Consider the following 25410-nt stretch of genomic DNA (forward strand, 5'->3'; position numbering starts at 1 on the left):
GTAAAACATCTCGAATTAAAGATTATTTAACTTTCCAAACAGCTTACTTTTCAAAAGCTGTTCTCAAGCCTGAATACAGCGCGGACAATTCTTTACTGATTCGAGGATAATGAGGAACATGCGGCACTTGAATATCCGCAGGTATCCTTTTCATGATAAAGGATTGCTGAGCCTGTTCAAAAAACGCCCGCAGCTGGTTGATCTCTTCATCAGAAAACGGAGCAGGCGGACGGCGGTGAGCTTGGGCCGAGAGCAAATAGTACCCTAAGTGCTGAGCACCGGAAATGGCAGGCCAGAGCGCATCAGCATTCGCATGAGGAAACTCTCCAAGCGCCTTGTCATACGCATCCCGAAGCCTGACAAGGCTCACCCTTAACTTGTGTTCGTCGGCTTTCTGCCCGGTTAACAGTTTCTCCATAAACTGCCCTTCCAACCGGATGACGTTCCTCATCAGTTCAGGCAGCCGCTTTGTTGAAAACCGCCGCCACAAAAGCATTGTTCCCAATAGCCCGATCACGCTGCCGACAGCTACGTCCGTCAGCCTCGCTATCATAAAATAACCGGCTCCCGCGCCGCCATGCATACTTTCTGTGATAACAAGCGCATTTGCGGTTAAAAAGGGAACAGCCAGCGCATAATTGCGGACGATCAGCATCTCAAGAAGACATTGCAGCGCTGCAATACATAACGCAATATAAACACCGCCCGGCTTAAAAAACAGGATTGCGCCAGCCAGCATTACCCCGATCACCGTTCCGGCCGAACGCTGAATAGCCCTGTGAAGCGTAAAAACAACAGTAGTGCCAAGCATGACTGCTGCTGCCGAAAGCGGAATCCAATAGGAGCGTGCAAAGCCGAATGCGAGGGCAAACATATCGGCGGCAAACAGAACAATTCCGTACTTTAACGCTCTAATCAAAACCGGAGACTTCCAGTCAAAGGCATTTCTCAAAAAGTAAAAAGAGGATGGCAGGCGGCTCGGTTCCCCGTCAAGCTGCTTATCAAAACGTCCTGAAGCGATATGCAAAACCTCATTGATTTCTTCAAACAGCTTCCGCCTAGGCTCAGATTCATTTTCATTAATCTGAAACGTATTGAAAACCCGTGCATTCGCAAGCATATCTCCGGTTTGGCGAAGTGCCTTTTCAATCTGCGCGGTCTCTCTGTCCGGCGTTTCAGCTGAAAAATGAATAATGGCAATGAATATATCGTCAGCTTTTTCAAGGAGGCGGAAAAATCGTTCATCATGCTGCGATTTTTTCCATTTATCCCCTTTCCCAAGAACCGTTTGGCGGGCTGTTCTAAGCATGAGCACGGTCTGATGCTGTGCGTTATGAAAACCTGGCGTTCCGACGGCTGAAAGACATGCAGCCAGCTGATGATATGTTTTTTGCAACACCGCTTCCTCCGGTCCATGTTTGTTCCATAACCAGCCGATTAGCGCGATGCCCATGGCGAAAATGCCGCCGAGAAACGTCAGTCCCGCTCTGAACAGCGCTTGTGAAGGATCGGCCGGCAGCCCGGAACTGACTAAAAAGGCAAGGACAAAAAACATCGGCGCAGGGCCTTGAATGCCGAGCGCGCTAAAAATAAACATCGCCGCTGCACCGACCAGCCCCAAAACAGCCGCCATCATCCAAAGCGTCCCGGACAAAAGCGTCCCTAAACCAAATGAGAGGGCGATCCCAATAGAAACTAAGAGCAGCTTCAAGGCGCGCTTTTTGTACGATTCACCGCCCGCATATAAATAAACAAAGCCTCCGATACTTGCAATTAATCCGTAATCCGTGTGACCTGCCAATGCACCGACCAGCACAGGAAACCCTGAAGCGAAACCTGATCCGATAGCCTTTTTCCAAGGAAATGGATTTGCATGAATGCGAAAGGCATCCTTCACGATAGGCATGATTCTTTGATTGTTCGCAGCAGTTTTGTTCATTTGACAAAATCCTTTTCAATGAATGTGTAGAACTTTTCCCGTTTCTTTGCTTTAGTATGCCCAAAAACGCGGTTAGCTTCTCAATTGGTGCGCCCGATAAAAAAACAGAGACTTATACCGTCTCTGCTTCATTACATCAGTTTATTATCATAAAAGCGGCACCTGTCAGGACTGTTTTGTCCTTCTGCCTTCCTTCAAGAGCAGGTGAATAAAAAATAAAGGATAAATCAATAGATACCCATTAAACAGCCACCATACAAGATCAAAGTCCCTGCTGAATGTCCAGAATGATATCGCCTGCAGACCTGAACAACAGGTCAGCACAAGAGAAATCAGCGCCATCATTTTCCAGTCAGCACGATTCACCCGCTGTAGGTACAAGCTGTACAACCCTGTGACAGAAATCAGGATATCCAGCGGAAAAAAAGACCAGTTCCAAGCGATCATAAACGGATGGTCATGATGTTTAAAAGCCCAGCTTTCCGGTATGAGCGAAAACCCGGCTGACAACCAGTACAAGATAAAACCGATATCAGTCACGAGAAAAAACAGCTTCATATATCTCATTTGTACTGCCCGCTTTTATGTACCGGCTCAGACACCGCAGCATGCTCAATCAGGTTTAAAGACACAACACCGGCAATAATCAATCCAATTGAAATGACTTTGATGACACTAACATGTTCTTGAAAAAACAAAAAACCAACGACTGTAATCAGGACAATTCCCATCCCTGACCATACAGCATAAGCAACTGATACATCAATGGATTTAAGCGTAAGCGTCAGAAAGAAAAGACTCCCTCCATAAAAGAAAATCAACAGCAAACTGGGAATAAGCTTTGTAAAACCAGACGATAGCTTCATGCTGACCGTTCCCACAACCTCAAACAAAATCGCCAAGCATAGAAACACCCAATTCACGTGGCATCAGCCTCCTCATCAGCTGTTATACCGTTAAACAAAACATCTACAATTGATTCAAGTACCTCTCCTGTCGTGAACTGATGTTTCAGTGGATATTCAGGGTCATACACTTGGTTGATGCTCCCTATATACATGTGAATAAACAGGTCCGGATTGATGTTTCTGATTCTCTTTTGCTGTTTGCACTCGTTTAATAATTCTAGGACAATGGCCCATTCTGCCTTAATAAACGTGTCTAATGTAAGCCACGCATCGTAATGGTATTTCTTTAGTTCATTTAATAATCCCATGTTCAGCAGTTCCATTCCCTGCGGAAGGCTGATCAGCATTTTTTTCACCTTTTCAAGCACATTTAAACTTTCATTTTCATAGATGTCTCTTTCCATTTGCTTCATTTCGGCTAAAAATTGTTCGACAACCGCCTCAACAAGCTGATCTTTAGATGAATAATATGCATAGAGCGTCCGTTTGCTCGTTCCCAGCGCTGCAGCCAAATCATTCATCGTAAATGAAAATCCTTTTTGCTTGATCAGCCGGAAAGTTTCCGCCAGAATTCTTTTATCCATATTAATCCCCCGCTTTCGGTACCAAGAAAACTATTTCGGTACCAATATTATACGGCAGAAATTTATGGAAATCAACAATATATAAAAAACCTCTCCTGTTGGGAGAGGTTTAAAAGACACTGCGGACCAAACCGCCGTCCGCCCGAAGTGCCGCGCCATTGATCGCAGAGGAAAGCGGGCTGCTTAAAAATGTAACGAAGTGGGCGATTTCTTCCGGACGGATCAGTCTTTGAATAATAGATGTCGGCCGGTTTTCTTTCATAAAACGTGCCTCAGCTTCTTGAACAGTCAGGTTTTCACCAGGATACAGCGAGTTCAGCATGGTTTCCACACCCTCTGTTAAGGTAGAGCCCGGCATGACGGTGTTGACTGTGACATTCGTGCCGGTTGCCAGCTCCGCCAAACTGCGGGAAATGGACAGCTGCATCGTTTTTGTCGCACTGTAATGGGCCATTTCCTGTGACGGCATAATCGCCGCTTCACTGGCAATGAAAATCACACGCCCTTCTTTTTTCTCTATCATGTTATGCAAATACCTGCGTGTCAGCCTTACACCGCTCATAATATTCACTTCAAAAAAACGAAACCATTCATCGTCGGGAATATCAAAGTACTCCGCCGGTTCAAAAATCCCTAAATTGTTGACCAAAATATCAACCTCTGGATATGCCTGAAACAGCTCATTGCAGCCTTCTTCAGTTCCCAAATCAAATGCGGCCGGATAAAGAACCGCTTCAGCATGTTGTGTTTTCAGTTCATCTATCGTCTGATTCACTTTCTCTTCCCGGCGTCCGTTAATGATCACTGCCGCACCTTCTTCAGCTAACGAAGAGGCAATAGCTTTTCCGATCCCTGATGTCGAACCGGTCACCAGTGCGGTTTTTCCTTGTAAATTCAGCTTCATTATTCATCCCTCCGTTTTTGATTCCTCTTATTTATTGACAGAAATCTGATTGGTGAAACATCTGCTCTGCAATCAGTATGAAACAGCTGGGTTTGAAATGGAAGTACGCACTTTTTGGTGCCTGTGGTTTGGAGAAAAATAAAGCAGAACCTCTTAAGAGGTTCTGCTTTATGCTCATTATGTATGGAGACAGCGGGAGTCTATTACCATGGTATGGTTATGTTTTAAAATAGTTACAAGCCGTTGATATATAAGCCTTTACGTATGATAAAAAATCAGTTTAAAAACTATAATTTTATATTTTTGTTATCAAAATGTTACCGCAAATGTCATGGACCTACACACATACTCAATGCCTTGAATTCTGCTACGATGCGGTAGGTCCATTTACCGATCGTTCCCCTCCCTCCTCATTTTCCCTGTTCTGGTCCATAATCACCTTATCATTCAACCTAAGGGTAATTTTCACATGATAGCTAACACTTTGATTTGATTTATTTTAAAAATAATTCTTTGTTTATCAATATACTCATTATCTAAATCTACTTTAAAAAATGGAACCGCCCTTGTAGAACTTTCTGCCTGCAAATAAAAAGGGCCTTCACTAGGAAAGGGCCTTTTCCATTCCTCTCTAAAAATGGAGGAACTTGATTCCAGATTGTAATTCTAACATTTTAAAAGCAAAGACAAACATTCCTTTAAAATGGTTTCCGCCAAAAAATCTCACTAGATATAATTGAATTATGTGCATATGTGCTTTAAAGATAGAGGTGAATATATATGAAATTAACTTTGATCCACCTGTTGGTATGGGGTGTGGGTGATACAGAAAACACAAATGAGCATGACAAATTTTGAACGCAAGTTATATCAGTTTTTTGTTAATATGCGGCTTTACAGAAAAAAAGAAAGACCGTAAAAAGTGAACAGGAAATACGTGATACCACGAAAACCTTATCCGAAAAATGGATTGTTTAGAAAGTCCTACTCGATGAGGACTTCTTTATGAATAGGCTAAATTCTCTTCAAAATAAATTTTACATTTGGTAAAATAATGGATATATGAAGGAGAGTGATTGATACATGTTGCTATTTATAGGTAAATTCATATTGCTCTATATCTTCTGTTCTTTTGCTTATTATTTATTTAAAGTCGCTTATTACAATATTGGTAAAAAATTAGCGCTAAGCACATCGGAAGGAACTAAAGCGAATTGGGTCGCAAACGTGTTTATTAAAAACGGTACTAAGCTAACTGATGGTGATTATTTTATGGTTGCAGTTGTTTCAGCATTGTGGCTTTTACTTAGGTAAAATAACAAGCCTCCCTTTACAGGAGGCTTGTTTTTATTCAGTTGGATAACCATTTGCCTTACAGAAACTCTTAATATATTTGTTTTTGCTAGCAAATTTTCTGCAAGCTTTATTCATCCCAGCGTTATAAACTTCTTTCAAGAATTGTTGAGCTATCCCAGCCAGACCAATTGCAGTAAGAAGAGCAATAAGCTCTTGCAATCCAATATATACTACCCACGGGAGTGCTGGAACAATTGCAGTGGAGGCATCTCCAACTTTGACTTCTTGTCCTTTGTTTTGCTCTAACCATTTAACCTGTTCAGTTGGAATGCTAGCATAAAATAATGAAAGGTTAAAGATTTCATCACCAGTATAACCAATTTGTTTAGCTTTTTCTTTATCTACGCTGTATGTAAAATCATCGTTGAGTTTTAAAGCTTCTTTGACAAATTTCTCTGCTTTCTCAAAATCAGCTTCCGTTGCATGCTTTAATGCCTCGCTTACCTTCTCTTTCGATGTTAAATTGTCCATAATTGATTTTGCTTCTACGGTGTTGGCAGGAGTGCTTAAGAGGACAGTGACTAAAAGGGCAAAAGACGACAAAATGACAATTATGCTACTTTTTAGCTTACTCATTCCTTTAATCATTCCTTTCTACTAATTTGCTACATGCTAAATATTATCATATTTGGAATTTAATTTACATTACAAAACTGTGACATTTAAACTTTTTACACATCAAAAAAGCCCTGCTCATACGAGGGGGCTCAATTATTATGCGGACGATATTTTTTATTTGTTTCAAGCTATTCTTTCAACGCCTCCGCATCTTGCTAGTAAAGACAAACTTGTATTCCCTATCTTTTTTTTACAGCTTCAATGCGTTTGTCACTTATCAATTTACTCATGCGCTGCTTATTTACCCCTAAAATCTCGGCAACTTCAGAAGTGCTGAGGACCTCAGTTTTCAGGAAGCCTTCAACCTCCTCACGACCGCCGAAACATTAAACACGTATAGTCACCTTTATCCGTCTGCACAACGTGAGGTTATTGGCTTTATGAAAAACGAAAAATTTTAAAAGTGTTACCAAAATGTTACCGCAGTGCCCTCAAAAGCTTTAAAAGCCTTGATAGCACTGCGGTTTCAAAGTATGTATGGAGACGGTGGGAGTCTATTATACTGCATTTATATATTTTTAAAATGGTGGAAAAACGTTGATAAATAAGGATTTTCATTGCATTCATCTTGGTCGAATAAAACTATTTTTTTATGAATTTGTTGCCAAAATGTTGCCACAGAATCCTTACTCTCAGATATAATTGAATTACAGTATTGTGTTGTCATTGTGATAGGAGTTGAGACAAATGAGGAATGTTAAACTTGATCCGCCGGTAAGTGAATATTATGATCCAGCCATCGGGATGCGATGTGATCCGCCTGTTGGTATGGGGTGTGAATAAGAAGGCGTGAAATGCAAATGAGCATGACTGATTTCGAACGAAAGTTATATCAGATTTTTGTTAATATGCGTCTTTACGGAAAGAACCCGACTTTGCCAGAGCTAAAAAGAAAGACCGGGAAAAGCGAACAGGAAATACGTGAGGCTACAAAAAGCCTTATTCGAAAAGGAGCGCTTTCTTGGGATAAAGAAAAGAAAATATGGATTATATAAAGTCCCTCTCCAATGAGCCGGGACTTTTTTTGTTTTATACAACAGGAGCAAAGACACAGATCAAACGAATCATTTTCTTCTAATACAAAGACTTTTCAATTATTCCTCTTTTCCTCGTGGTAAAATTTTGGATGTAAAATTCCAAAAGAAGGGATATGATCATGAAAGTATTTGAAGCAAAAACACTACTTTCCGAGGCTGACAACCGTGCAAAAGAATACAAAGATTTAAAGACTAAAATGGTCAAATTAAAGAAAGCATTTAAAGCTGTCGCTGATTTAGATGATAGCGAGTTTTCAGGCAAAGGTGCCAATAACATCAAATCATTTTATGAAGATCAGGCCGGCATTGCTGACCAGTGGATTGATCTAATTGAGATGAAAATATCTTTTTTAACGAGTATTCCTGCTATATTGGAAGACGCCAGCTTATCAGATGCCTACATAGAAGAATCCTTCCTAGAGCATGAGTTGGCTAATGCTAATTCCAAATCAAATTCCATTATGTCTGAACAGAAAAAGGCGATCAAAGATATCTTAAATGATATACACGACGTCCTTCCTTTAGATGTTTTTTCAACGGAAGATTTTAAAAATGAGTTATCCTCTGCTGAGAAAAAACGCAAAAATGCAGTAGAGAAAATAAGTGAAGTCGATGAGAATCTAACGTCAGAATACGCCCTCACAGAAGCAAATGAACAAATGATCCAAGCAGATTATCAGGCGTTGATAAGTGCAACATCAAAAGGCAAAAGCGCTTCTCCCATCTACTATAATGCCAAGACTTATAGAGACAGTGAAGTCCACAAGATGACTGAGGATGTAAGAAAACAATCGACTGACTATATTGCCTTTAAGGATCAGCAGGCTGAACAAAGAAGGATAGCAAAAGAACAGGAAGAGCTTGCAAATAAGCCATGGTACGAAAAAACGTGGGATGTTGTTTGTAATTTTACAGGGGAAGTATCTGGATATTATGATTATAAAAGAGCCGCCGATGGCGTTGATCCTGTAACCGGCGAAAAGTTGACAGAGGGCCAACGTGTAGCAGCTGGCGCGATGGCTGCGGCAGGTTATGTGCCCATTGTGGGATGGGCAGGTAAATTAGGCAAAGGTGTAAAAGCTGTTTATTCAACTAGTAAAGCAATTTATAAAGCTGACAAAGCACTTGATGTTTATAAAACACCGAAGACCTTCTATGCTCTTCAAAATTCCAGTAAAGGTCTATATGGACTTGCTTCTGCTAACGGATTTAGTGAAGCAATAACCGGTCGAGATATGTTTGGGAATAAAATTTCTGATGAACAACGACAAAACAGTCTTAATCATGCGTTATCGATGCTTGGTGGATTCGGTTTGCGTGGAGTCAGCAAAAACTTAAATGTGAAAAATTCTGATATTCCTAAAAGACAATCATGGCGACAATCTGAGATTGATGTTGGAAAAGATTATCCTAACTATAGTGCCCAAAAGTCATTTATAGATGGCAAAGAAGTCCCTTATGGAAAGAAAGGCAGCTCCCGTCCGGACTTCTATAAAACTGGGCATAGTATAGAGGTTAAAAACTATAAGATTACTACACCGAGTGGGAGAAGTAGGCTAGTAAACAATGTTTCGAAACAAGTTGAAAAACGACTCACTGACCTTCCTAATAATACAAAACAATCAGTAGTCATAGATATTAGGGGCCAGTCAGTTTCTGAAGAAATAATGGACGACTTATATGATAAGATAATGAAAAAGACTAACGGAAAAGCAGATATTAAATTCAAAACCAATTAGAGGTGAGCACATTGGCTGTAGGATTTAAGGTTAAATATTATTGGTATCAAGTTGGGCATGGAGACTTCTTACATTCATTTTTTTCAACCGTAAGCTACCATTTAGAAGAGCATGGTTGGGGATCGAAATATCCTTATTTATTAAATGAGCTTTATCAAGGAAAGCTTGAAAGCAAAAACATTGATTCTGCCCTTGAAGAATTGGAAGATATAAAAGAGAAATTGAAAGAGTACACCCCTTCACAAGTCATTTGGGATATCGAAGATGTTAGCAAAAGGCCTCCATGGGGAGATAACATAAGTGAAGAAATCACCGACTTGTCTAATTATTTTGTCACGAGTGATGGGGAGGATTTTATAACGATTTTAAAAAGTGCTCTTAAAAAAGGGAAAAAAACAAATTCAGAAGTGCTAATTGATAGTATTTGAAAAATAGGTCCTGACTAAAGGGCCTTTTTTATTTTAATTAAGTCTTCAAGCTTTGCTTTCGTCTTCGATCTGTAATTCCAATGATTATCAAGTTATTTACAGTACATAGATATAAATCCTCATATGCTTTAAAATGTAAATGTCGTCTTAAATAGAGGAGGATTTTTTATGAAAAAGCTTGTTTCTTTATTATCCATTTTTCTTTTATGCTTCGGTATATCTGCGTGCAGCAGTAAAAACACCGCTTCAGAAGATAAAGAGATAAATAACACTGAAATTGAAGACAATAACACCAAGACAGATGAAGTTAAGAATACGCAAAAAGAATTTAATTTTAGCCTAGAGGAATTTGTACAGACTTTCAATGAAGCAGTTCAAGATATTGAAAATGATGGAGAAATGGAGTCTCCTAGTCTCAATCATATTAATGGAGATAACATTGGAGATTTTAAACATGATGAAAATAAAGACATTTATACAAGAGAGCTTAAAAGTGAAAGTGATGATTCCGGTGGAGTTTTTACTTTAACAGCTTGGTATGATAACGATCAAAATTTCAATGGTTTAAATTTAATGGCTTCTGGTTCAGATAATATTGCATCTGAAATTGGCCTTTTTAATACATTTGCGGTTTTTCATGCGTTAGGAATTGATATTGGTCATTTAAATGACCTTTTAGAAAGCGATCAAGATATGTTGGATGTAGACGAGGGAGATTACTTTGTGCATCTCGCTAAAATTCCAGATACAGCTGTAGTAGTGAAAATCGAACCGAAATAAATGATACCCCTCCCTTCGGAAAAAGAGAGGGGTTTTTTTGTTACTTCAATAGTGATTCAAGTTTCGCTTTAGTCTTAGAACCATAAATACCGTCTTGAGTAAGCCCGTACATAGACTGGAACCGTTTGACCGCGTTTGCTGTTTTCGGTCCATACACGCCGTCAATACCGTTATTCTTCGCTCCCTTGTCCGGGTAGAAATAAAGAGCCGCCAACGCTTTTTGAATCCGCCTTACGTCATCACCTTTTCGCATAGGGTTAGTTACTTTAAAGGTTCCAGAAGGCAGCGCATATGACGTTTTTTTGCTGCTTGGTTTAGTGCTGGAAGTGCTTGAGCCTGTGAGCTTTAACTTTTGGCCAACTGTGATTTTATTAGGGTCTTTAATGTTATTCCAGCTCTGAAGATTTGCCACACTCACCCCGTGCTCTTTTGCAATTTCGGAAAGAGTATCGCCTTTTTTGACTGTGTAGGTATCTCCGGCGGTTTTCTTAACCGTTTTTGTCGGCGAAGATGCAGCACCGCTGATCCCTGCTTTAAATGAATCCCAACGGTTCAGCAACTTCCGAGGGCACTCTTTACCTGACCAATGCTTATGAGGCACGACATTTGCAAAAGAAATCCCCTGTTCTTTCATCAATTTCTTGATAAGCCATTGAGCATTTGAAACAGCTTTTTCAAAATCCCCATCGCTATTTTCACAGATTTCAATACCAATTGATTTACGGTTTCCTGTCCCGTTTCCGTCTCCTGCATGCCAGCCATTTTCATTTAAAGGAAGGTGCTGATAAATCTCTTTATCATCCACAGTAAAGTGCCAGCTGGTTGCTGTTTCCGGATTTTTAACATACCGAGCATGACTGGCAGCGTCCGCCCCTTTCGCAGTATTCGAAGTATTATGAACTGTAATATAATGAGGATTCATAGGGTATGCTGGTCTGTTTTTATTTCTTTTCGGAATGAAGTCTTGGATAATGTTTACCATGTTTCATCGTCTCCTTTTTGTGTATAGAAAAGGCCGCCGGGTTATCCAGCAGCCTGTTCATCCTTTTCGTTTGTTTGTTCGTTGTCATTTTCGATTACGTGAAGCCGGTCCGTGATAGCAGCCGGAATCTTAACGCCGATCTGTGCAAGGTTCTCCGTAATGGAAAGCCCCTCATTGGCGATATAAAAAAGAACGGTTCCAAATGTCAGGACACCGTTAAGACTGAGAATTGTATCTACGATATTTGCCACAATGACCACCAGAAAACTGAGCATTTTTCGGACATAACCGAACCAAGCGCTTCGGCTGCGGAGCTCCTTAAACTTCCACGCTTTCACCACACCGGTAAGGATGTCAATGATGTTCAGCACCAGCATTAAATCAAGATATTTTACACCCCCAAACAGATAAACTCTCGCTAAATCCAACGTATCAAAGCTAATAAACACAGTCGTTTCCTCCATTTCTTGTTATCACCTCCTTAGAGGCAAAATAAAAACACCTCAATGGGTGTTGGTTAACTTCCTAAATCTATGACAACCGGCTCTGTGGCTGGATAGGTCAGGCCGGTGATTTCTTTATATTGTTCTTCTGTGATTCTATTTAAAACAACAAAACGGGCGACATCAGCGTTTGTATAATACTGTCTGCCCCACCCATAGATGGTTTTGATATTTCTAAACCAATAATCCATTATGCTTTCCCTCCCTCGGCCATCATCAGGAACAAGTCCGAAATCATTTTTGCCTGAGACTCTATTAAGTTTTGAGATTCAGCCAGCTGCACTGTCGTTAATGCGTGTTGTGCTTTCAATTCATCTAAAGCAGATGGAGGGTCTGCCGGCCCCTTCAAACTGTCTTTATATTCCTGATCAGCTTTTTCGATCCACTCTTGTTTTTCAACGTCAAACCAAGGGAGCCACATGCCCGAACCGTTTTTTTCAGGCGGTTTATCGGTAGCATTAGGCGGTATATTATACTTACCTGTTTCAGCGTCGGGAAAAAGCTCTACAGGTTGTCCAGCATAAAAGCCATCTTCTCTATACGGATAAATTAAGATCATATTTCCCCTCCTTTAGTTTAATGGGATCACTTTATCTATATAGTATCCGGTCACTTTGCTGCTATCGTTCGCCATCAGGCCGGTCAATTTAAGGTCTCCTGACGGAAACACAATTAATTTGCTCATTCCTGTAATTCCACTTACAGCTATTAATTCCATCACGCCTTTTGACGGGGCATAGGAGGAAGGAATAGACGCAAAAACGACTTCTCGATCTGTCACAATATGGCCCGTAAGATGAAGGGCACCTGCTACTTTTTTAAATTGAAGCTGACGATCTCCAGTCTTTGCCCCATTTTTATATGTTGCATTTAACCAAGGCGCACTGTCAGTATCATTTTCAGTGAGAAGTCGCTTCCAACCTGACCAGCCTAAATTGCCGTCAACATAGTTTGAATACATATTATTCTTATAATCCATAGCCACGACATAGCCGAAAGTGCCGTTACTATTACTATCAATGGATGTGAAGTGAAAAAAACCTCTTGTCGATAAAGTGGAAGGTGCATTTGTCGGCTTTCCTGTTGAATAAAATGTCCCGAACGTCTTGCCTGCCTTCACAATTCTGTCCAGAAAATCGTCTGTATCAGCGATTGAAATCAAGACCCCTCCAACATCATTTGTGATTTTGAAAAGCTGAGCACCGTTCCACTTTGTGCGTTCTGCTTCAGATATATGAGCAGTCACATCTTTTACATGCGTATCAAATTCAGTTTTTGTTGCCTGTTTGTCATTGGTAACATTCCCAAGCCCGACTTGACCTTTTGTCACCCCATGGGGATTGCTTTTATTATCGATGTGTTGATCAGTATACGTTTTTGCGTTTTTTTCGGCAGTATCTGCCTTGTTTTGTGCTCCCGTTGTCGTTTCTTTCGCATTCCAGTTTGAACGCTCTGTGGACGTGATATGACGCGTAGAATCCGTATTGTGTGTATTGAATTCTGCTTTTGTTGCTTGCTGCACGTTGTCTACGTTCCCCAACCCTACCTGAGTTTTTGTAACACCATGAGGGTTGGACTTGTCATTTTTATGGGTATCTAAATTAGCCTGAACAGCATCAGCCTTTTTCTGTGCCCCTTCTTTTGTTTCAATGTTCTCTAAATCCTCAAATTTTTTCCGCAGCTCTTCAACGGTCTGAATGGTCTCGTTATAAAGCTCGTTGATCTTATGTTTTAAGGACTCAAAATCATCTATATAGTATTCAACGCTTGGCAAAATATCGGTGTCAATCAGTGCCTTCTTAATCTCAAAAGAAAATTCATGGATCGACATTGCCTGTTGATTGGTGTACGAAACATCCAATTCCGCCTGAACTATCCCAACGTGTCTAATTTCTTCATCAGTGAGAACATACGTCAGCCGGCCGTTCAATTTATCAGTGATTTCAATATTTCGGACAAATCGGCTGCCGTCAGACATTAAAAGAACGAGCTTCACCACTGCCGCGGATAACGGTAGGGGAACCCCGTCTTTCATAAGCTGGAATGCTAGCTTTGCTGTTCCTTTATCTTGAGTTGTATATTGAATATTTGTTTGGACTGGGCTTTTGCGCCGGCCATTGATCGTAAAAGTAAGTGATTCATCTTTATACGGCATAGTGTCCCTCCTTTACTCCTCTATAGAAGGAGATGCTTCATCCTGCCGAAGCCTTTTGATTTCATTCATTTCCTCTTCAGTAATCTTTCCTTGATCGACTGCCATAGAAAGAAGCTCCTCTTTTCCATCCCAATACCCTGATAGATAACAAGTCTTAATGGCATTATAAAAAGGGCTGCTCATCCAGCATCACCCCTTACCATTGTTTCAAGTATATCGGCAACAGCTTTCAGAGCCTTTGCCCCGTCGCTTTCTTCAACTGAATCAGCTGTCTCAAGCGACTCAATGTATTCAGCCGATGCACTTTCTACCCATTCTGTTCCCGTCCATTTAGCAAGCACCAAGTCGCCCGGACTGATCTCAGTTGCATTTTCCGGAACAACACGCTTTACGTTTCCGTCATCATCTTCAATGTATTGAATTTCAACCGGGCAATCATAAATATAGTTTTCATCATATTGATAAGCCCACATTTGCTCATTCTCCATATAAGACACCCCTTTTTAATCCAGCTTGATGATCTCATCAATATAGGTGTATGTTGCATTCGACTCGTTTTTTACAAATAGACCTAGTGCAGAGATATTTCCATTTGACCTAAAAACAATCTTTCGCTCTCCCGTTGTTCCGGCTACAGGACAGCTTTTAAAGGCATTCTTTTTAGGCCGGGCACTGGCAGGCAATGTCGCAAAATCAACGCCATCTTTTTTCGGAATGGTAACTCGACCTCTCACAAAAAGAAAACCTCCTTGTATCGCAAATTGAAGGCGATTGTTGCTGTCAGGATTCTTTGCACCATTCTTTAAAGGCAGGTTTGCCCAGGGTAGTTTTCCACTTGCTGAAATCTCGGACCACTCACCAACATTCCCGTCATTTGTAACAACCCGGGTTAAAATTTTAATTGGTCGGGCTGTTGCGTTTCTGGTTAACGTTTGAATAACTGATCCGGCGCGATCAGCTGGCGCAATATTCAACCACCATCCAGCATTACCACTGTCTGGATGATCCGAAAGCGTCTTTGTTTCTGTCGTCAACATATAATAAAAACCGGGTTGCCTGAATTCTTTTAATGACTTTAAGCCGTCCGGAAGCCGTTTTGAATAGCCATTGTTTTGAGTGAGTTTATACCCTTGATACCCTTGCGCTAAATCAATACCGAATTTGGCTGCGTTCTCTTTCGAATGATAGGCATATACCTTGGCAAGCCTTTTTCCAACGGCTCCCGTCGCCACGCCAGCAAATAGCGATTTCTTCCCTGTCTTCGGGTCCTTGTATAAAAAGATGGACTCAGGCTCACGAAAACCATCTTCGTATTTGCCGTCCGGTCCATAACCAAAATCACAAGAGATACGTTTTTTTAAGCTGCCATCCTTAAAGCTAAATTGCGTGATTTCACATGGATACGTTTTGTTATTGGTGTCCCCGGTGTACCAGTACAAATCATACCCGTCTATTGTTAACCCTTGAAGATAGAATAAGTCATTCGGAATGATCACCTTTCCCAAAACCTTATTTACGCCGTTTTTTACATCACTTAATTTCCTGAGCTCTACTAAACTATTATCGTCTTTTAACCTGATTCGGAACGCAATAAAGCCATTTTCTCTATCAATGACAGGGATTGTATAGTAATCGTTGAATTTGTTATAGCGTTTGATCCCTCCGCTGCCGCCATTCAGTGTGGCGCCCGCAGTATAAGGGAAACGTACAAGATCGTTTCCGACAGTGTTTCCGTTTGAATCAACAACATTATAGTTTGACCAGATATACATTTTTCCGTTTTCCCGTTCCAGTCCAATCGTGGTACCGTGGCCGCCGTGAACTAGCTTCATGCTATCTAGCATTACTCCATTTTGGTTCATACGTGTAATGATGAAACTTTCGCTTTTATCTTGGTTTCCGCTGGCAACCTGTGTGGCGTAGATATCGCCAGTCAACTCATCAATAACAAAACACTGCAGTATCGTTTTATCTGCTAAATTCAAGTTTGTATGATAAACCGGGGGAACAGTTGTGAAGTCAAAGCCCATTTCTTTTTGAACAATGGAACCTAAGTTTTCGAGATCAGTTTCATTTGCGATGAGGTGATCACGTAAAGAAGGATAGACTTTCCCCCTTTTATCTACACGGGCATCTATGGTTTCTTTTATATTGGTTCCATCTGCATTTAAAACAAGATTTCGTATACGCGCTTTTGCTATTTCAATTTCTTCATAGACAGTTAGTCCGCCCCCATGAGCGATCTGTGAGGATGTATGAGCAGTGTCTGTCCGTTTATGATTCGTAACATCTCGCTCAATACCATTCACAGCAGTTTCAATGCTTCCTAAATCATTTGCAAGCTGTTCCTCATATAATGCGTTTCTGATGGTGCCAAAATACTTTCTTAGCGTTAACAACAGCAGCACTCCTTTCTTGAGCAAAATAAAAAACGCTTATCGGAGCGTTTGCAATAACTGATCAATATAACGTTTTTGATCTCTTATTTTCTTGGCCTGATTGACTGCAATATCTTGAATATCCTTTCTGAAATTCGCAAATGTAAGCTTAGGACTGCTATAAGGGTTCAAAGGATTATACTGAATGGTTACTAAACGAACATCATCTTCAAACGTAATGCCATCGGCCGTATCAGCTAAAACATGAATTGTGTCACCTTTCCAAAAAGGTTTTTCAATAGATAAAAGCTTAGGTTCATAGATATATTGATAGTCTACACTTACAGTGGTTTCTGGGTAAGGATTGACATGTTTCTTTAAAGCTGAGACCATGCTGCCCGGCTTTTTGATTGTTTCATCTTTTATCGGATCGGCCCATCTTGGTTTACCCTCTCGCAAGAATTTTTTCTCTTCGGGATGAACATAAAGAATAGGCTCAAAAACATACTTAGGTTTCTTATCTGTAGAGTTGCTATCCTTTGCCATTGCACCGTATCCCCACGCCCGAGTCGTGCAGTTTTGCGAGTTTGTTTTAATGTTAATTCCCGGCATGTTATAACGGGAATCAAGCGTGAAGTCTACTTCCTGCCCCATTTTCTTGTAAACATGAATCTTATAATTATCAACATCAATTTCTAAGTCATAATCCTCTATGATCTGATCCATCAATTCTGTACTGTTTTTCTCTCCGAAATTCTCCTCTTCTGCAGACGGGAAATCACTTTCAGGAGCTTCTAATACATAAGTGAAGTCCGTCCCTTTCAGCGCAATATCAAGTGCCTCTTTTAGCCTTAGCTTTTTAGAGACAGTTTCCTCAACACGGTTTTCGACAAGAAGGACAGAATAGATATGATTCGCGGTAATCGTTTTTGTGATTACGTTTTTTGATTGTTTCAAGTCAACATCCGTAATGTAGTATTTCTGGTGATTGAACTTTCTCTCGTCTATATAAAGGATATTGTCGTTTATTAAGAGATCAAATTCAGCTGCATTCTGCTGAGTTTTTGTAATAGTAAAGGTAAAGCTTTTCTTTCCCGTTGTGTCATCTGTCAAATCAACAATAACCCCTGTTATTTCAACAACATCCGTTCCGTCCGTCGTCGAAACAAATAATTGAGGGAAATCCACATCTGAAGGCAAGTTTTTATTCAAAGAAATGTCTTTCCCCGCATATTCCTTACTTGGAAATACAGGGTCCTCAACTGGTGTATCTGGATTCTCTGGTACATCTGGATCGTCAGGCAGCGTCGTAATGTTGTCATATTGCGTCAAATTATATTTATCTATGATACTGATTAACTTGCTCGGATAGTTCACATCAGTAGCATATCCGCCGTCTTTTACTGCTTGGCATGCTTTTTTATAATTGCTTTCACCCACAACCGCCTTATACCGATCAAGACGGTTATACAAGCTTCCTAAATCAGCCAAGCTTTCAGCATAGGAGGGATACTTTCTAAACTTTGCTTGAATCCGGGTAACGTTTCCATATTTGTCTTGCTCACTTGTCCACATCAAGACATATTGACCGTTATAGGTCCCTTTTATGCCGAAAAGGTTATGAGCTTTTTGAGCAAGTCCACTTGTACCGTACGCACTCTCAAGACACCCCTGAGCGATGACAAGGCTGGCGAGAACATTGTATTTTTTGTATACATTTTGTGCGCCGGGTACAAGGCTTTTAATAAAGTCTGCTGCAGCCATATCATCCCTCCTTACTTGTAATAAAAATGGGTATCAAATTTGATTTCAAAATCATTCGAGTTTTGTATTTCAAACTCGTTCCATCCAATATCTAAGGACGGAAGCCGGCCAGAGGTTTTAATTCGTTTATCTTTAATCATGATGAACGTTACCTTCTGAGATCGTTGAAGCTCTTGTTCAATCTTTAGCTTTTCACCGTTCGTGTGATTGACTATTGTGACATTCTTTCCTTTCGCCCAAAAGGTAACATTGTAGTTATGCTGCAAAGTATTTACAATGGCATCCCCCGGATTATAAATGCTGAATCGCTTTTTGTTTTTGAAGTGATATTCAAGATCATCCCTCATTAAAATTCCCATGCCAGAACTCCAATGCTCTCCGGAAAAGTTTTGAGAGGTAGATGATGTGAATTTAGATTCAGCCAGTCCAAGAATGTCTGTAAACTCTACAGTGAATGTTGCATGGTTTTTTTGCTTATCTTTCGGGATAGAGAAATTCCCGTCACACGTAACAAGAAAACGACGGTTAGGAAACAGATCCGTTGAAATGTAATAGGGAAAAGGCTGAACTAACAAGGCATAAAGTTCATGCCTGTTCTGGTAAAACGTCTCAGCAATAATTGAATCGAGAAGAAATTCAACTTTTATACTTCGCTCCTTATACACAACATCCCGGGGATGCTGCGGCAAGACTAAGCCGTTTATCCTCGACATCGTTGTTGTTTCTCGCTCAATGTTTGGAGAGTCGGGTGTAAAACTCCTTACACTAAAACGAGGGAGCAAGCTTGTCAGCTCTCGCTCCCCCTTCCCATCGTTAAAATCTATATATAGATCAAGCATTAGCCTCTCACCCCACCTTTATAGGCACTCTGGTTGTAACGGTCCGCGCTCTTTTGATCAAGAATCTTCCCATCTCCTTTTTCAAACAGGATATTTGCAACGTGCTGACCATCTATCTGAACAGGTGCAGGATAAATGACAATTGGAGCCTGTGCCATTCCCGCGCTTCCTCCTCCATCACTTGTAAGCCCCTTGGATAAAATCGTGATCAATGCATCAAGCTTTTGGTTTAAAGATGGTGTATCTACTTCGTTTCTGACCACAAGTTCTGATCTCATGGAAATCAGCTGATCGGCCGCGCCCTTTATGTCAAAAGCCATCTGGCTAAGTTCCTGTTTAAATGAGCTCATTGTGCTTTGAGCCATGGAAACAGCACTTTTCTTCACTGTTTTAGCTTTATCTTGAATCCCAATTGCAAAACCATCAGAAAAGTTATGACCTTCTGATTGAGTCAGTTTTGACGGAGAATGCGAGTCAATGGATTTCTTTAATGAACTAAGTGCAGATTTCCCAAGTTTCCATGCGGCACTCACAAGTGATCCATTTAGAGATCCCATTCCATTGATAAATCCAGTTACAAAGTCTTGACCTACACTGTTTGTTTTAACGCTTTTCAACCCTGTCTTCGCGCTGTTGGAAACATTCTTCCCTGCACTGCTCGCACTTCCTTTTTTGCTGTTCACTCCACTCGAAAACATGGTCCCAGCTTTCTTACCTCCGCCACCATCTGTGGTTTTCCCAAGAGTTTTGGTCACGGATGAACTGAGAGAACCAGCTGCAGAGGTGTTTGCCCCTTTCGTTGAGTTCAAACCGGATTTATGTTTATTCCCCTTATTCTGACCAGCTGAACTGGCCTGTCCTCCGCCTTTGTTGAGCTCACTCAGCACAGCCTGACGTAAGACCGATCCACTTTGAACATTAGAGTTTTTTGTGGAATTTAAACCTGATTTGAATGCGTTCCCTTTAGACTTACCAGCTTGGGCAGGTGTAGAAGTATCCGACTTCAATGAATTATTTAAAGCCTGCTGTAAAACTGTTCCTTCTCCCACAACAGCCGGCTTTGCTTGTTTTAAGCCGCTGGCAAAGTCACGAACCACTTTTTGACCGGCAGCTTGCGTGTTACCCGGCTTATTCATTTCATCTTCAACAGCCGAGACGACTTTGCTTGCTTCTGCCCGCGCTTCGCCTTCTGTCATCCCCACGCCTTGATAAAACTCTTGAAGTGCCTGCTGTGTGGTAGCAATGGCCTCTTCTTTGCTCTTACCTAAACTTTGAAGAAACTCAATTTGTTTATTGGCCCACCGTTCTTGATAGGCGGATTCAGATTCCTCAGTTTTGACCATAATCCCCATTGAGTTAGAAACATATTCATCTTGTCGCTTTAATGCTTTCCCAGTCTCTAAATCTAATAGTTGTCCGTCTCTCGACATTTTTGAAAAGAGAGCACTTGAATTCTTCTCATAAGCAGCTGTGTTTTTTGCTAAAGCCTTGTCATAATCAGCTGTGCTCTTACTGAGCAAAGTATTGCGTTTTTCTGCATCAATATAGCCCTGTGCATATAGTTTTTCAATGACATCATTCCGATAATCCAAGTCCTTTTTGGCTGCTTGTTGTCCATCTTCATAAACCTTCTTAATATCATCGTTGTACTGTTTCGCCTGTTTGAATGATAGTTTCCCTTGCTGCTCGGAAACTGCTTTTTGCATAGCGATAGCTTCTTTTTGATTTGCCGCAAATTTACTTGTAGACTGCTCGAAGTATGAAAGAATCTCGTTGAATTTTGCCTTTTGTGATTCGTTCATTTTTGAGGAAACAAGGCCCGTATCTTTTTGTAACTGCTCCAATTCTTTTACCTTTTTGCGGGCTTCCTGCATGTCCTTATCAATAGCGCCGACCATCTTATCTGTGATCTTTTCGCCTTGTTTCTTGGTATTCTCGTCCGTATCCTCAAACAAACCCTTGAGAACAACTAATGCATCTTTCTTTAATCCCTCAAGTTCCTTGATTAGACTGTCCCGCATTTGAGAATAAGTAGTGACAAGTTTAGAAGACATTTTTTCTGCTTCTTCACCAGAAACCCGGCTCAATTCAAATAATTGAAGTTCAGCTTTTTCTCTCAAATCAACATAAGCCGCTGCTGACTTTTGAGTCGCTTTAGAAACCCCTTCACCATATAGCAATGCAGCTTCCCGTGCCTCTTCCTGCTTCTTCTTTTGATTCTTTAATTCTTCGTTGTAAGCATAAGTAGCAACAGTGATTCCTCCGAGAAGAGCTGTTCCGCCGACAATTGCCAAACCAATTGGTCCGGTGAATGCAAGGAGGGCTCCAATACCAGCTGTTAACGTTGCGACGGCTGTTGTTACGCCTAGAACTCCTGTGGCAAGAAGTGCGGTTTTGGCAATCGTTTGTACGGTGCTGGAATCCATATTGTTAAAAGTGGATATAATATCGGCACCTTTATCAGCTAAATCACCTAGTGCCGGCAACAGGCTCTCGGTAAGCTTTATTTTCGCGCCTTCAAGAGCCGATTCAAACGCTACGATACTACCATGTGCATTATCCAGCATGGTATCCGCCATCTTTTTGGCTGCCCCGTCTGACTTTTCAAGAGCTTTTGTATTATCTCCGAGGGCTTTCGAGCCTTTTTGAAGAAGAATTGTCCAATGTTTATACGCCTCGGCACCCACAATTGTTTTCAGCGTAGCTGCCTGTTGCTCCTTTGTCATGCCCTTCATGCCTTTTTCCATCTCAGCGACTACTTCTGGCATGCTCTTCATATTCCCAGCAGCATCAAGAAATTAAAGCCTAATCTTTCTATTTCCTTGGCTGCTTTTCTGGAAGGCGCTGCAAGACGGGTTAAAGATGTTCCAAACGCTTGTCCAGCTAAAGTTCCTTGAAGACCGGAATCACCAAAGGCCATAATTGCGGCAGCTGATTCCTCCATGCCCCATCCAAGTGAATGAGCATTAGGTGCCAAGAATTTCATGGCTTCACCCATCTGCTCTACATTTGTGTTTGCGTTAGCAGCTGCATAAGCAATGACATCCGAAGCGTGACCTGATTCCTTTGCTTTCAGAGCAAAAGAAGACATGATATTTGACGTAATATCTGCCGCCGCGCCCAGCTCCAATTGACCAGCAGCCGCAAGACTGAGCATCCCCGGCATTGCATCGTAAATATCATTTACTTTAAATCCGGCCATTGCTAAAAAGCCCTGTGCATCCGCCGCCTGACTTGCTGTGAAGACAGTGGTTGCACCGAGCTCTTTTGCTTGCTCTTTCAATTTGGCTACCTCTGACGCTGTTCCGCCAGAGATCGCTTGTACCTTACTCATTTGTTTTTCAAATTCCATACCTGTTTGTATGGCATCTTTGAATGTCAGAACTAAGCCACCGAAGGCCACACCCGATGTCATTGCAACCGATGATCCAACATTCCGCATTGTTCCGCCTACAGAATTCATGCGCTGCCCCATCTGCCTGATACGTGCTGCAGCTCTACTTGATGCGCTTTCCATTTCTTTGATTTTCTGAGTTGTTTCATTCAAAGCGTGCTGCGTTCTATTCATCTGAGCTGTTGCATTATTCAGTCGGCGGGCAAGAGATTGTGTCTCTTTTGCATCCTTCCCTTTTTTGATTGCTGCATCTGCATAAGCTCTTTGAAGTGCTTTTACTTTTTGTTTATGCTGCTCAAGCTGTTGGCTAAGAGTCCGGGCTGTTACTTGGGCAGTCTTTAACTGATTCCCCCACACGCCAACTGCTGTACGGTTCTTCTCAAACTCTGATTTGATATTTTTCATCTGGACAGCAATACCACGCATTTCGGTATTAAACTGAGATGAATTGGAATACAGTTTGACTTTAATGTCCTTGCTCAATCGGGCACCTCCTTATCCTAAAATTTGATCTATGTACACTTGATCATTCTCATTAGTTTTTGGATTTTCAGTCGTTTCTTTTCTCCTAGCTAACCGTTTGAGATGATACACAATGTCCATTTCGTCAATTTGATTTTGGGAGAACCCGATTTCTTCCAAGGCGTTGTACATATCCATGACAGCCTCGGACAAACTTACTCCCCCGGTTCTTCACCATCTGCATTCTGATTCGGATTTAACAGAGCGCTGGCTTCTGTTATGTTTCCAAGAACATAATTTGCAGTAGCATAAATTGTTCTTCCAGCTAATCGGGAATCGATTCCCTCTTCAAATTGATCAAGCGTGAATTTATTTCCGAATACATTACAGACAAATTCATTTTGTTCTTCAGTAAACAGCCTGTCAGTATCGTTAGATTCAAAGTCTTCCGCAATAGCCGCAGCACTGCGAAACAACTTTCCGGAAATGAAGTCTGGTGTCACGAATTTTTTGTCTTTCCCGTCAATTCTTAGAGTTATTGTTAAAGCCTCCACTTTCATTCCTCCTTTTAATTCAAGAAAAAAGAGCGCTTAAAGCGCTCAGGTTACTTATTTACCGACGTCCACAACTTCATCGTTTCCGCCAGAAGTAAAACTATCTTTGTTATAGACAACTTGTCTGAACCAAGTATCAGCATTAATGCCGTTTCCTTCTTCGGCTTTAGCTTCCCATCTTCTCTTTCCTTTTTTCACATTGGTCAGTGGACTAAATTTAATTTTCACTTGAGTAGATTGAGGCGACGGTTTTCCTTCCTCCGTTTTATGTTCAACTGGTACTAATTCCGGCTTCCCTTTTAAAGCCCAATAGTAACGGTAGCCACCAGTTGAAATTTTTGCACGGAAACCCAGCGCAATCTCTAGTGGCCTGTCATCTGCACTAGAGAAATGAATGCCATTTTCAACCGTTTTCCCGAAAATCCTCGCCTGCATATCAAGGGGTAAATCTGCGACTTCCATTTCCCCGTCAATGTCTCCTAAGCTGCTTAACTGTGCATACGCACCGTTATCCGCATAGAAAGTTTCCGTTTCAGACTTCGGGTCAAGTTTCATACTAACTGCACCTGGTAATTCCTCTGGAACTGAAAACTCAAGTTCATCTTTTGTATCTTTCAGAACTTCTGCGATATGGAACATATCCAGTCCGGTTAAAATTTTTCCCATCTATTCTTCCTCCCTAAAATAGCCTTTCACATATCGCATTGCTTTGTGATAGACTTTGGTGTCTTCTTCGTATAATGGTTGCGAATCATACCGGCCATAACCGATTGAACGCATTAATTTATCTATTTCATTAGCAATCGGCTTTTCAAATTTCCGCGTAGCTGCTTGAGTGAATATACTAATCTGAAACCGAACTTCAAAACAGTATGCTTTATTATCTGCATAACCAGCATCAGCGTCTTTAAGCTCATAAAATACGACTCTCGGAAAAGCATTCACATCATTTGCGGTAAGATTATGAATTCCGCCCGTTACTAATTCATCCAATTTAGAACTGGACGTAAGAGTTTTGACTAATTCACTAACCGGGTCCATAGTCATTTGATCGGCGCTGTAAGGATTTTCTGCATGACCTCAACAGCGCTTGCCTCCCCTTCTTCTCCGCCTTTTTCAATAAAGGGATGCGGCGGCATTTTTGAAGTACCCCATTCTAAAAATCTGGCACGATAAGCGACTTTTTTATTCGGACCAACAGAAACAAATTTCTCTCCGTCCTTGGATTCTCTTACATTAGAGACTGTAATATTGTCCTGCATATGAGGCTGTTGTTTATCACTTCGGTTAACGTGGCCGCGCTGCCGTTCAGCAATAATTTCACCACCAGCCTTCAATGCTACGGGTTCAACCTTTTCAACGTCTCCGCCGATTTTTTCAAAATACTGTGTTAAATCATCAAGGCCGTCAATGTCCATATTAGCCATTCAAACCAACCTCCTGACACATGATCTCAAGCTCTTCCTTGTTATCCTCAGGATCATTAAAATCTATTACATCAAAGGTGCGGAACACCGGTTCATTCTTTTCATTTTGGCCGACATATTTCACAACCCTCATATCTTGTTGAACGTCATCCCGATAACGAATTGTGATCTTTTTCGGTGATTTGACTCCCAATGCTCCCGCGATAACAGTTTGATTGTTCCCGAGAGAACTAAATCCTTCTATCGATCCCCATACAGTGAATAGATCAATATATCCCTCATTCCAATTCAGCTCTTCATCCTGTGTTGACTCCTTCTTTTGAAAGGTCAGTCTGTGCCGGAGTTGGCTGATCTTTTTTCTCATCTTCTTGTTCCTCCACAGATATATAACGCAGCTGCGTCAATATATTTTCAGCAGTAAAAGGGATAGACGAGCCGGTGCCCCCGGACTCATATATCCCTTTGTTTTCATACCAATGTTCAACAAGCATTTGAAGTACCAGCTCAAATTGCGGGTGCCCTTCTATATACCGGCCTATTCCATTGATGATATAGCTTTTGGCCGCAGCTATTTGTCTCAAGAGCTGGCGATCATCTTCTTCATGCTCGACCTTTAAATAGTTTTTAATAGCCTCTAAATCCATTTAGGATACACCGCC

The 25410-nt window shown here is 41.2% G+C and carries 31 protein-coding genes and 1 pseudogene; 5 read left to right on the forward strand and 27 right to left on the reverse strand.

Features of this window, described 5'->3' with window-relative positions; genetic code table 11:
- Window positions 1-43: 43 nt before the first annotated feature.
- From KXZ66_RS17350 to KXZ66_RS17370, 5 genes are all read right to left on the reverse strand, one after another.
- A complete protein-coding gene (locus KXZ66_RS17350; protein WP_187954097.1) occupies window positions 44-1939 on the reverse strand; it encodes an FUSC family protein in 1896 nt (631 codons plus the stop codon).
- Between the two features lie 165 nt (window positions 1940-2104).
- Window positions 2105-2506: a YvaD family protein gene (locus tag KXZ66_RS17355; protein ID WP_021480606.1), complete on the reverse strand. Its 402-nt coding sequence runs from the start codon at window positions 2504-2506 to the stop codon at window positions 2105-2107.
- Window positions 2503-2862 (reverse strand): DMT family transporter, encoded by a 360-nt coding sequence (locus tag KXZ66_RS17360; RefSeq protein ID WP_041850537.1) that lies wholly within the window; start codon window positions 2860-2862, stop codon window positions 2503-2505. Before KXZ66_RS17360 ends, KXZ66_RS17355 begins: the two co-directional genes overlap by 4 nt.
- Window positions 2859-3431: a TetR/AcrR family transcriptional regulator gene (locus KXZ66_RS17365; RefSeq protein ID WP_032722523.1), complete on the reverse strand. Its 573-nt coding sequence runs from the start codon at window positions 3429-3431 to the stop codon at window positions 2859-2861. Before KXZ66_RS17365 ends, KXZ66_RS17360 begins: the two co-directional genes overlap by 4 nt.
- Before the next feature lie 109 nt (window positions 3432-3540).
- Entirely contained in the window at window positions 3541-4335 is a 795-nt protein-coding gene (locus tag KXZ66_RS17370; protein ID WP_003228388.1) for an SDR family NAD(P)-dependent oxidoreductase, read from the reverse strand.
- 1083 nt (window positions 4336-5418) lie between these two features.
- Between KXZ66_RS17370 and KXZ66_RS17375 the strand changes: the two genes are divergently transcribed.
- Window positions 5419-5649 carry a hypothetical protein gene (locus tag KXZ66_RS17375; protein ID WP_021480611.1) on the forward strand — a complete coding sequence of 77 codons (231 nt, stop codon included), beginning with the start codon at window positions 5419-5421 and terminating at the stop codon, window positions 5647-5649.
- Window positions 5650-5682: 33 nt separating this feature from the next.
- On the opposite strand, the gene KXZ66_RS17380 is transcribed toward KXZ66_RS17375, so the two are convergent.
- The gene (locus tag KXZ66_RS17380; protein WP_032726854.1) at window positions 5683-6267 is read right to left on the reverse strand and encodes a hypothetical protein; all 585 of its coding nucleotides are present in this window, start codon (window positions 6265-6267) and stop codon (window positions 5683-5685) included.
- A 221-nt stretch (window positions 6268-6488) separates the two neighbouring features.
- On the reverse strand, window positions 6489-6602 hold the full coding sequence (locus tag KXZ66_RS17385) for a helix-turn-helix domain-containing protein (RefSeq protein ID WP_223497724.1): 114 nt from the start codon (window positions 6600-6602) through the stop codon (window positions 6489-6491).
- Between the two features lie 513 nt (window positions 6603-7115).
- On the opposite strand from KXZ66_RS17385, the gene KXZ66_RS17390 reads away from it, so the two are divergent.
- The 4 genes from KXZ66_RS17390 (at window position 7116) to KXZ66_RS17405 (ending at window position 10293) form a co-directional block, all read left to right on the forward strand.
- A complete protein-coding gene (locus KXZ66_RS17390; protein ID WP_219144981.1) occupies window positions 7116-7304 on the forward strand; it encodes a hypothetical protein in 189 nt (62 codons plus the stop codon).
- Between the two features lie 161 nt (window positions 7305-7465).
- On the forward strand, window positions 7466-9085 hold the full coding sequence (locus tag KXZ66_RS17395; protein ID WP_219144620.1) for a ribonuclease YeeF family protein: 1620 nt from the start codon (window positions 7466-7468) through the stop codon (window positions 9083-9085).
- An 11-nt stretch (window positions 9086-9096) separates the two neighbouring features.
- Window positions 9097-9513 carry an immunity 70 family protein gene (locus KXZ66_RS17400; RefSeq protein WP_219144621.1) on the forward strand — a complete coding sequence of 139 codons (417 nt, stop codon included), beginning with the start codon at window positions 9097-9099 and terminating at the stop codon, window positions 9511-9513.
- A gap of 168 nt (window positions 9514-9681) precedes the next feature.
- Window positions 9682-10293 (forward strand): hypothetical protein, encoded by a 612-nt coding sequence (locus tag KXZ66_RS17405; RefSeq protein WP_219144623.1) that lies wholly within the window; start codon window positions 9682-9684, stop codon window positions 10291-10293.
- 40 nt (window positions 10294-10333) lie between these two features.
- Here the strand turns inward: KXZ66_RS17405 and KXZ66_RS22850 are convergent, their stop codons facing one another.
- From KXZ66_RS22850 to KXZ66_RS17495, 20 genes and pseudogenes are all read right to left on the reverse strand, one after another.
- Complete coding sequence (locus KXZ66_RS22850) at window positions 10334-10852, reverse strand: PGRP and LysM peptidoglycan-binding domain-containing protein (protein WP_372338630.1); 519 nt, start codon at window positions 10850-10852, stop codon at window positions 10334-10336.
- Window positions 10829-11275 (reverse strand): annotated as a pseudogene (locus KXZ66_RS22855) (N-acetylmuramoyl-L-alanine amidase family protein); the annotation flags it as partial. The gene KXZ66_RS22850 and the pseudogene KXZ66_RS22855, both read right to left, overlap by 24 nt.
- A gap of 41 nt (window positions 11276-11316) precedes the next feature.
- Window positions 11317-11739, reverse strand: coding sequence for a phage holin family protein (locus KXZ66_RS17415; protein WP_119996769.1), 423 nt, complete (start codon window positions 11737-11739; stop codon window positions 11317-11319).
- Between the two features lie 53 nt (window positions 11740-11792).
- Complete coding sequence (locus KXZ66_RS17420) at window positions 11793-11969, reverse strand: XkdX family protein (protein WP_119996770.1); 177 nt, start codon at window positions 11967-11969, stop codon at window positions 11793-11795.
- Window positions 11969-12337 carry a hypothetical protein gene (locus KXZ66_RS17425; RefSeq protein WP_119996771.1) on the reverse strand — a complete coding sequence of 123 codons (369 nt, stop codon included), beginning with the start codon at window positions 12335-12337 and terminating at the stop codon, window positions 11969-11971. The genes KXZ66_RS17420 and KXZ66_RS17425 overlap by 1 nt, the downstream gene beginning before the upstream one ends.
- A 12-nt stretch (window positions 12338-12349) precedes the next feature.
- On the reverse strand, window positions 12350-13933 hold the full coding sequence (locus tag KXZ66_RS17430) for a phage baseplate upper protein (RefSeq protein ID WP_219144625.1): 1584 nt from the start codon (window positions 13931-13933) through the stop codon (window positions 12350-12352).
- A 12-nt stretch (window positions 13934-13945) separates the two neighbouring features.
- Window positions 13946-14116, reverse strand: coding sequence for a hypothetical protein (locus KXZ66_RS17435; RefSeq protein ID WP_182916759.1), 171 nt, complete (start codon window positions 14114-14116; stop codon window positions 13946-13948).
- Window positions 14113-14421 (reverse strand): hypothetical protein, encoded by a 309-nt coding sequence (locus KXZ66_RS17440; protein WP_213419997.1) that lies wholly within the window; start codon window positions 14419-14421, stop codon window positions 14113-14115. Before KXZ66_RS17440 ends, KXZ66_RS17435 begins: the two co-directional genes overlap by 4 nt.
- A 15-nt stretch (window positions 14422-14436) precedes the next feature.
- Entirely contained in the window at window positions 14437-16341 is a 1905-nt protein-coding gene (locus tag KXZ66_RS17445) for a phage baseplate protein (protein WP_257475336.1), read from the reverse strand.
- 27 nt (window positions 16342-16368) lie between these two features.
- On the reverse strand, window positions 16369-18075 hold the full coding sequence (locus KXZ66_RS17450; protein WP_119996775.1) for a phage tail protein: 1707 nt from the start codon (window positions 18073-18075) through the stop codon (window positions 16369-16371).
- Window positions 18076-18086: 11 nt separating this feature from the next.
- Window positions 18087-18914 (reverse strand): phage tail family protein, encoded by an 828-nt coding sequence (locus KXZ66_RS17455; RefSeq protein WP_219144628.1) that lies wholly within the window; start codon window positions 18912-18914, stop codon window positions 18087-18089.
- Window positions 18914-21661, reverse strand: coding sequence for a phage tail tape measure protein (locus tag KXZ66_RS17460; protein ID WP_257475319.1), 2748 nt, complete (start codon window positions 21659-21661; stop codon window positions 18914-18916). Before KXZ66_RS17460 ends, KXZ66_RS17455 begins: the two co-directional genes overlap by 1 nt.
- A gap of 26 nt (window positions 21662-21687) precedes the next feature.
- The gene (locus KXZ66_RS22660; protein ID WP_257475320.1) at window positions 21688-22791 is read right to left on the reverse strand and encodes a phage tail tape measure protein; all 1104 of its coding nucleotides are present in this window, start codon (window positions 22789-22791) and stop codon (window positions 21688-21690) included.
- 12 nt (window positions 22792-22803) lie between these two features.
- Entirely contained in the window at window positions 22804-22983 is a 180-nt protein-coding gene (locus KXZ66_RS17465; protein ID WP_213419993.1) for a hypothetical protein, read from the reverse strand.
- A gap of 2 nt (window positions 22984-22985) precedes the next feature.
- Complete coding sequence (gene gpG, locus KXZ66_RS17470) at window positions 22986-23324, reverse strand: phage tail assembly chaperone G (RefSeq protein ID WP_213419992.1); 339 nt, start codon at window positions 23322-23324, stop codon at window positions 22986-22988.
- Window positions 23325-23378: 54 nt separating this feature from the next.
- Window positions 23379-23990 carry a major tail protein gene (locus KXZ66_RS17475; protein ID WP_017696306.1) on the reverse strand — a complete coding sequence of 204 codons (612 nt, stop codon included), beginning with the start codon at window positions 23988-23990 and terminating at the stop codon, window positions 23379-23381.
- Window positions 23991-24371 carry a tail completion protein gp17 gene (locus tag KXZ66_RS17480; RefSeq protein ID WP_213419991.1) on the reverse strand — a complete coding sequence of 127 codons (381 nt, stop codon included), beginning with the start codon at window positions 24369-24371 and terminating at the stop codon, window positions 23991-23993.
- Window positions 24368-24751 carry an HK97-gp10 family putative phage morphogenesis protein gene (locus tag KXZ66_RS17485; RefSeq protein WP_217827629.1) on the reverse strand — a complete coding sequence of 128 codons (384 nt, stop codon included), beginning with the start codon at window positions 24749-24751 and terminating at the stop codon, window positions 24368-24370. The genes KXZ66_RS17480 and KXZ66_RS17485 overlap by 4 nt, the downstream gene beginning before the upstream one ends.
- A complete protein-coding gene (locus KXZ66_RS17490) occupies window positions 24744-25115 on the reverse strand; it encodes a phage head closure protein (RefSeq protein ID WP_088272491.1) in 372 nt (123 codons plus the stop codon). The genes KXZ66_RS17485 and KXZ66_RS17490 overlap by 8 nt, the downstream gene beginning before the upstream one ends.
- Window positions 25048-25395, reverse strand: a complete 348-nt coding sequence (locus tag KXZ66_RS17495; protein ID WP_088272492.1) for a head-tail connector protein — start codon at window positions 25393-25395, stop codon at window positions 25048-25050. The genes KXZ66_RS17490 and KXZ66_RS17495 overlap by 68 nt, the downstream gene beginning before the upstream one ends.
- Window positions 25396-25410 lie beyond the last annotated feature (15 nt).

The organism is Bacillus sp. LJBS17 (genome assembly GCF_019334685.1).
GTDB classification, from domain to species: Bacteria; Bacillota; Bacilli; order Bacillales; family Bacillaceae; genus Bacillus; species Bacillus subtilis.

What these genes read in the sequence shown, in the direction of transcription:
- KXZ66_RS17430 (WP_219144625.1), bottom strand. Translation starts at nt 13,933, where the DNA reads ATGCCGTATAAAGATGAATCACTTACTTTTACGATCAATGGCCGGCGC.
- KXZ66_RS17365 (WP_032722523.1), bottom strand. Translation starts at nt 3,431, where the DNA reads ATGGATAAAAGAATTCTGGCGGAAACTTTCCGGCTGATCAAGCAAAAA.
- KXZ66_RS17460 (WP_257475319.1), bottom strand. Translation starts at nt 21,661, where the DNA reads ATGGAAAAAGGCATGAAGGGCATGACAAAGGAGCAACAGGCAGCTACG.
- KXZ66_RS17395 (WP_219144620.1), top strand. Translation starts at nt 7,466, where the DNA reads ATGAAAGTATTTGAAGCAAAAACACTACTTTCCGAGGCTGACAACCGT.
- KXZ66_RS17370 (WP_003228388.1), bottom strand. Translation starts at nt 4,335, where the DNA reads ATGAAGCTGAATTTACAAGGAAAAACCGCACTGGTGACCGGTTCGACA.
- KXZ66_RS17435 (WP_182916759.1), bottom strand. Translation starts at nt 14,116, where the DNA reads ATGAGCAGCCCTTTTTATAATGCCATTAAGACTTGTTATCTATCAGGG.
- KXZ66_RS17450 (WP_119996775.1), bottom strand. Translation starts at nt 18,075, where the DNA reads ATGGCTGCAGCAGACTTTATTAAAAGCCTTGTACCCGGCGCACAAAAT.
- KXZ66_RS17475 (WP_017696306.1), bottom strand. Translation starts at nt 23,990, where the DNA reads ATGGGAAAAATTTTAACCGGACTGGATATGTTCCATATCGCAGAAGTT.
- KXZ66_RS17420 (WP_119996770.1), bottom strand. Translation starts at nt 11,969, where the DNA reads ATGGATTATTGGTTTAGAAATATCAAAACCATCTATGGGTGGGGCAGA.
- KXZ66_RS17415 (WP_119996769.1), bottom strand. Translation starts at nt 11,739, where the DNA reads ATGGAGGAAACGACTGTGTTTATTAGCTTTGATACGTTGGATTTAGCG.
- KXZ66_RS17375 (WP_021480611.1), top strand. Translation starts at nt 5,419, where the DNA reads ATGTTGCTATTTATAGGTAAATTCATATTGCTCTATATCTTCTGTTCT.
- KXZ66_RS17455 (WP_219144628.1), bottom strand. Translation starts at nt 18,914, where the DNA reads ATGCTTGATCTATATATAGATTTTAACGATGGGAAGGGGGAGCGAGAG.
- KXZ66_RS17380 (WP_032726854.1), bottom strand. Translation starts at nt 6,267, where the DNA reads ATGAGTAAGCTAAAAAGTAGCATAATTGTCATTTTGTCGTCTTTTGCC.
- KXZ66_RS17440 (WP_213419997.1), bottom strand. Translation starts at nt 14,421, where the DNA reads ATGGAGAATGAGCAAATGTGGGCTTATCAATATGATGAAAACTATATT.
- KXZ66_RS17485 (WP_217827629.1), bottom strand. Translation starts at nt 24,751, where the DNA reads ATGGCTAATATGGACATTGACGGCCTTGATGATTTAACACAGTATTTT.
- KXZ66_RS17390 (WP_219144981.1), top strand. Translation starts at nt 7,116, where the DNA reads ATGACTGATTTCGAACGAAAGTTATATCAGATTTTTGTTAATATGCGT.
- KXZ66_RS17480 (WP_213419991.1), bottom strand. Translation starts at nt 24,371, where the DNA reads ATGACTATGGACCCGGTTAGTGAATTAGTCAAAACTCTTACGTCCAGT.
- KXZ66_RS17490 (WP_088272491.1), bottom strand. Translation starts at nt 25,115, where the DNA reads ATGAGAAAAAAGATCAGCCAACTCCGGCACAGACTGACCTTTCAAAAG.
- KXZ66_RS17355 (WP_021480606.1), bottom strand. Translation starts at nt 2,506, where the DNA reads ATGAGATATATGAAGCTGTTTTTTCTCGTGACTGATATCGGTTTTATC.
- KXZ66_RS17495 (WP_088272492.1), bottom strand. Translation starts at nt 25,395, where the DNA reads ATGGATTTAGAGGCTATTAAAAACTATTTAAAGGTCGAGCATGAAGAA.
- KXZ66_RS17425 (WP_119996771.1), bottom strand. Translation starts at nt 12,337, where the DNA reads ATGATCTTAATTTATCCGTATAGAGAAGATGGCTTTTATGCTGGACAA.
- KXZ66_RS17405 (WP_219144623.1), top strand. Translation starts at nt 9,682, where the DNA reads ATGAAAAAGCTTGTTTCTTTATTATCCATTTTTCTTTTATGCTTCGGT.
- KXZ66_RS17350 (WP_187954097.1), bottom strand. Translation starts at nt 1,939, where the DNA reads ATGAACAAAACTGCTGCGAACAATCAAAGAATCATGCCTATCGTGAAG.